Origin of the sequence: Protofrankia sp. CiP1_Cm_nod2 (genome assembly GCF_920664355.1) — a bacterium.
GTDB lineage: Bacteria > Actinomycetota > Actinomycetes > Frankiales > Frankiaceae > Protofrankia.
In genome coordinates, this window is record NZ_CAKKTL010000305.1 from 1 (window position 1) to 5,361 (window position 5,361).

Consider the following 5,361-nt stretch of genomic DNA (forward strand, 5'->3'; position numbering starts at 1 on the left):
CGCGGGCCTGCTGGGCGGCTTTCCCGTCGACGGCGTCCGCGGGGCCGGCGGGGCCGGCGGGGCGGAGCCCCGCCGTGCCGGTCGCCGGCCGGCCGTCGCCCGGCGGATACGGATGGACGGTCGGGGCCGGCGGGGTGGAGTCGGCGGCGCGGAAGAGGGCCTGCCAGGCGTCGCGCATGTCCTTCAGCGACGCGAACCGCCGCGCCGCGTCCCGGTCGAGCGCGTGCAGGAAGAAGGAGGTGAGGCCGGCGCGGATCGCCGGGTCGAACGCCTCGGTGGCCACCGTCGGCGGGCCCGTGGTGAACCGCGCTTCGGCGGATCCGTCGCCCCACAGCGGCAGCTCGCCGGAGGCCATCTCGTGCAGGGTGACCGCCAGCGCGTAGCGCTCGGCGTGGTCGTCGTAGGTGGTGCGGGTGCCGGCGCCGAGGAACGGGTCGAGGTAGCGGGGCGTGCCGGCGGTGGTGTCGCGGACGGAGATGCTGGCCAGCGAGAAGTCGATGAGGACGAGCTGGTAGGTGCGGTTCGGCCGGCGGCGGATGACGATGTTGTCCGGTTTCAGGTCGCGGTGGGCGACGCCCTCGCCGTCGAGGTAGTCGACCGCGCCGAACAGGTAGTCGCTGTAGGTCTCCAGCTCGTCGACGGACAGCCGGCCCTCGCGCAGCCGGCGGGCCACGGTCTGCTCGCCGGCGTGGTCGAGGACGAGCACCGTGCGCCCGCCGACGACCAGCGTGTCCGGGCGGGCCAGGCGGATCACCCGGGAGTCGTTCAGCCGGCCCAGCACCGACGCCTCGTGCTCCAGGCGCGCCACCCGCTCGTCGGAGAGGGCGACCTTGAGGACCTCGTCGCGGTTGGTCTTCTCGTTGTGGGCCAGGAAGGCGCGGCTCGTCGAACCGGTGCCCAGCCGCTCCCGGATCCGCCACTCGTCACCGACCAGGTCGCCGCGCTGAGCCTCCAACGGGTCCCGCTCCGGCCCGGGCTTCGGCCCGGCCTGTCCCGCTGTGGGCGGGCCTGCCGGCGGGCCGCCGTCCGCGGCACTGCCGCCGGGTGCGGGCGCCGGGACGTCCGGCCGGGTGAACTCGTCCTCGACGAGCAGCAGCCAGTCGAGCAGCTCGCCGACGCTGGCGAAGCGGTCGTCGGGCAGCGGGCGGGTCGCCTGCGCCACCAGTTCGTTCGCCGTCTCGGACAGCGAGTCGACGACCTCCGCCGGCTGCAGGCCGCCGGACTGCTCCAGCCGCGCCTTCAGCGCGTTGGGGCTGTCCGCGGGCGGCTGGCCGGTGAGGATCAGGTAGGCCAGTGCGCCCAGGCCGAAGACGTCGATGCCGACCGGGTCCGGGTAGGGGGCGCCGATCTCGGGCGCCAGGTAGCCGGCGGCGGCCAGCTCCAGATGCGGCAGGAACCGGGCCGCGGGCTCCACCGCCAGCTCGCGCGACGTCTTCGTCATCGCGCCCGTCAGCGCGCTCGTCAGCGCACCGGTGCCCGAGCCCGCGTCGCGGGCCGCCGCCTGCCAGTCGCTGATCATCAGCCTGGGTGCGAGCCAGCCCTGCCCGCCGTTGCCGTCGCCGTTCCCGTCCGCCGCGCGGCGGCCCCGCGGCACGACCAGGACGCTGCGGGCGGCCAGCGCCCGATGGTAGAGATGCCGGCCGTGCGCGTAGGCGACCGTCTCGACCAGTTGACGGATCATGGACAGCCGGGTGCCGGCGTCGAGGCGGCCGCCGTACTGGTCGAGATAGTGGTCCAGGCGCATCTCGCCCGGCCGGTGACGGAAGATCAGCGCCGGGCCCGCCTCGTGGCTTTCCAACCCGTCGACCTGGACGATCCCCTGATGGCTGATCCCGTGCAGCACCAGGAACTCGCGGCGGGCGGTTGCCTCCCGGTTCGCCCGCTCGGCCTCCCCGGCGGCCCGCTCGACGAGGTAGATCCGCACCCGTCGCCGCTCGGAGGCGACCTGGGCGTGGGCGGCATGGTAGTCCTGCCAGGTCGGGCCGGAGTCGAACGCCGGGAACTCCAGCTGCCAGGAGCCCACCCGCTGGTGGCGTCGGCTGCGGGCGATCCCGGCCGCCGGCAGCAGCTTGGCCAGGGCCTTCGACAGCTCGGGGGTGACCCGCTGCCGCTCGTCGCGCAGCGGCGCGTCCAGCAGGCCGGACCAAATCGACGGCAGCGCCCCGCCACCACCACCGCCACCACCGTGCCTGCTGGCGCTCTGGCCGGGGGCGTCGCCCGGGGTGCCCCGCTCGGGGCCGAAGACCCAGTGGAGCTGGTGGTCGGGGAGCTCGGCCCGCAGGGCCGGGTTCGACAGGAAGACCGCCGGCTGGATGAACGGGATCCTCGTCCGGCTCGCGCGGCCGGCGTTCTCCAGCAGGGACCGTAGCTCCTTGGACTTCTGGTTCGCCAGGTGCAGCGGGTTGTCGAAGATCCGGGTGTCGCCCGAGTCGCGGTGCTGGGTCCAGTTCGACCCGGACGCGGTCAGCCGGCCGACCAGGCTCTTGATCTCGATGAGGTAGACGCCACCGCGGGCGACGACCAGCAGGTCGACCTCGCGGATGTGCCCGGTGGCCGCGGTGAAGGTGAAGTTCGACCAGGCGCGGTACGGCTCGGCGTCCGGCAGCAGCCGCCGGACGTGCTCCAGCGCCTCCCGCTCATGCGGGAACTGCGACGGCGTGACCGTCTCCCACCGGCCCTGCCCCTCGCGCACCCCGTCCCCCTGCCGTGCCCGCTATGTCTCCACCCGTGACACTAGCCCACACCAGGCCAGGGCCGGCAGACGGGAACACCTGATCCCGGCCAGCGGACGGCAGCCGCCGGAGCGACGTCCGTGGCGGCTGCCGCGGAACTTTTCAAGATCTTTGAGGCAAGATTCTTTGCGAACTAGCCTACTTCTGATCTTTGTGTGATCTTTGTGTGGGGACAACCTCCGATCTTTCAGGCACGCCCTCGTCGGCCGGTTCGCTGTCCTCGCCGGGCCGCGTGCCGCCCGACCACGCCGTCACGGCCCGCCTTCGACGACATCCCGGGCCCCGGCACCTTCCCGCGGGAGCGGGCGCGGCCGCCACCGCCGATGGCCTCACCCTCGGCGCTCTCCCGGACGAGGTCGTCCAGGATGTCGATGACCTTCTTGCGAAGCTGCGGTTCCTGGAGATCAAGACAGCGCAGTGGCGAGGAGGCGTCTGGGAGGATCGCGTAACCGGCGTCCACTGGCTGCTGGTCGCTGGGCTGGCCAAGGGCGAACACCAGGACCACGACGACTTCTACATGCGGGTCAGGCGGGAGAACGACGTCGGCGGCCTGCACCGTTGGCTGCCCACCTCCGAGGACCAGCGCCTCCTCCGACAGGAGACTGCCGCGCGGCTCCTTACCGCATGGGAACTCGCCGTCCAACGACAGATGCTCGACGCGCTCCGCGAGATCCAAAGCGGCGGTTCGACCCGCATCGACATCCCACATCCGCGATCAGACGAGGGCAGGCTCGCGAGACTCACCCTCATCGTCACACCTGTGCGCGAGCCCGGCTACGAAGCCGACGAGATCGAACTCGAGGTCGTCCCCCTAGCGGCCTACGCCGGCAGCAGTCTGTCGTGGCAGCTCACCGTACGAGCACTCATCAGCCTGAGCCCTCCCGAACAGGGCTGGGACCGCTGCAAGAACTCCTACACGAACATCGCCGAGCCAGGCGCCTGGACCATCTGCGTCGCCGAACTCGAGAAAATCGTCACCGCGCATGAGCTCGCGGAGTCCGAACCCGGTCGCCACAGCCACTACACCCACCGCGAGCACCTCGCGGGAAACACGATCGAGGGCCATGCCGTCCGTGCACTGTGCGGAGCCTTCTTCGTACCCACGCAGAACCACGAGAGACTTCCGCTCTGGCCGCCCTGCCAGGAACGATTCGTCGAACTGGCGGACTAGCCAGCCCGTGCAGATTTAGGGCAGCCTGCTTGGCCCCCCGCCGGCTCCGGTGCCGGAACGGCAGATCGTCCGGGTCTGGTCCGGGAGCGGATGGGATGATCGCGCTCATGGGACCCGGCGGGGTGTGGGGTTACCGGGCTCGTGGCATCGACAGCTCAGCCTGGTACTTGTGATCCGCTATGGCGTCAGGAAGCGGTGCTGGAGGGTGGGCGGCGACGGTGAACGTGCGTTGCGCGACCCGTAGCCGCCGGAGGGCCGAGCCTCCTGGAACCCTTGGCGGTACGGCTGGCTGCGGTCCCGGCATGATTCCTGAGCGTGCGTGTGGGGCGTGGGGGTTCGGCTGCCCCGCCGGACACTCTCGTCCATACATGATCATCGATGTGTGGTGGCTGGATCGAAGAAATCGAGGCCGGGGAATCTGGCGAAGCCCCGGTCCGTGGTGGCGAGCCGGCAGCCGTGGGATATGGCGAGGGCCGCAAGGTAGGCGTCCGGCACGAGGTTCCCGCGGATGCCCTGGTCCTGGGAGACATGGGTGCCGAGCACGTCCCAGGTGGCCGGGGTCGCTGTCAGGGGCCGGCCACGCGGGGCTGTCCGTAGGCGGTTGACGAACCGCAGCGCGTCGGCGGTGGGTGCCGGGTCGGCGAGGATGCGCGGGTTGGTGACGATGCGGAGGAATCCGGTGAGGCAGTGGTCGGTCAGGGCGAGTTCGTCCCGGCCGCCTACTGTCGCGGTGAGCCAGGACGCGTAGGTGGCGTGGTTCTGCGCCTCGCGTCGGTAGGCGTACACGAGGACGTTGACGTCGGGCAGGATCATCGCCGGCCGTCGGCGTCCAGTGCCGCCCAGAGCGCGCCGCGGTCGGTGACGTCGACGAGGAACCGGCCCTGGGGGTCGCCGTAGGCGGGGAGCGGGTCGACGTGTACCGGCTGCTCGCCGCGGGCCAGGACGCTGCGCAGCCCCTCTTCGACGAGGCTGGTGAACGTCCGGCCCTCGGCTCGGGCGCGTTCCTTCGCCGCCTCTGCCAGGGCGTCAGGCAGGTTGATGGTCGTTCGCATACATACGAGCATACCGGGCTATGCGCTGGTGCATATCCTGCGTGACAGCGAGATGGTGACGGTCGCCTGTCTGGTGGGTGGCACCCGCGTCACCAGGAGCCGGTTGTAGGCGTACTGCTGGCCTGCTTGTCGACCTGAGTTTCACGGTCTCATCGAACAGGTGTTCACGCGTCGAGCTGTCCGCCGAGGAATCGTCAAGCGGACAGCCCGGACCGGACGTCGTCGCAGGAGTGGGTACGGGCAGGATGGTTGCCGTGACCGAGGATGTCTGGGCTGGCCTGACGGACCGGTTCGTCGAGGGCGCGTACGCGACGGTGAAGGGCCGGGTGCGCACGTATGTCCTGCACCGCCACCTGATGGATCACCTGCCGCCGCCACCGGCAGCCGTGCTCGACGTGGGCGGGGG

4 protein-coding genes and 1 pseudogene are annotated in these 5,361 nt (G+C 71.4%); 2 read left to right on the top strand and 3 right to left on the bottom strand.

Features of this window, described 5'->3' with window-relative positions:
• Nucleotides 1-2,692, bottom strand: a 2,692-nt coding sequence (pglW, locus tag NBW84_RS22185) for a BREX system serine/threonine kinase PglW (protein WP_250287097.1), incomplete at its 3' end; no start/stop codon positions are given.
• A gap of 689 nt (nt 2,693-3,381) precedes the next feature.
• On the opposite strand from pglW, the gene NBW84_RS22190 reads away from it, so the two are divergent.
• Nucleotides 3,382-3,903 carry a DUF3039 domain-containing protein gene (locus NBW84_RS22190; RefSeq protein WP_250287103.1) on the top strand — a complete coding sequence of 174 codons (522 nt, stop codon included), beginning with the start codon at nt 3,382-3,384 and terminating at the stop codon, nt 3,901-3,903.
• Between the two features lie 372 nt (nt 3,904-4,275).
• Here NBW84_RS22190 and NBW84_RS22195 read toward each other — a convergent pair whose 3' ends face one another.
• The gene (locus NBW84_RS22195; protein ID WP_250287099.1) at nt 4,276-4,716 is read right to left on the bottom strand and encodes a type II toxin-antitoxin system VapC family toxin; all 441 of its coding nucleotides are present in this window, start codon (nt 4,714-4,716) and stop codon (nt 4,276-4,278) included.
• Entirely contained in the window at nt 4,713-4,955 is a 243-nt protein-coding gene (locus tag NBW84_RS22200) for a hypothetical protein (protein ID WP_250287101.1), read from the bottom strand. The genes NBW84_RS22195 and NBW84_RS22200 overlap by 4 nt, the downstream gene beginning before the upstream one ends.
• A gap of 245 nt (nt 4,956-5,200) precedes the next feature.
• On the opposite strand from NBW84_RS22200, the pseudogene NBW84_RS24620 reads away from it, so the two are divergent.
• Nucleotides 5,201-5,361, top strand: a pseudogene (locus NBW84_RS24620) (SAM-dependent methyltransferase); the annotation flags it as partial.

Excerpts from the sequence above, each read along its gene's own strand:
- NBW84_RS22190 (WP_250287103.1), top strand. The coding sequence starts at position 3,382 with ATGCTCGACGCGCTCCGCGAGATCCAAAGCGGCGGTTCGACCCGCATC.
- NBW84_RS22200 (WP_250287101.1), bottom strand. The coding sequence starts at position 4,955 with ATGCGAACGACCATCAACCTGCCTGACGCCCTGGCAGAGGCGGCGAAG.
- NBW84_RS22195 (WP_250287099.1), bottom strand. The coding sequence starts at position 4,716 with ATGATCCTGCCCGACGTCAACGTCCTCGTGTACGCCTACCGACGCGAG.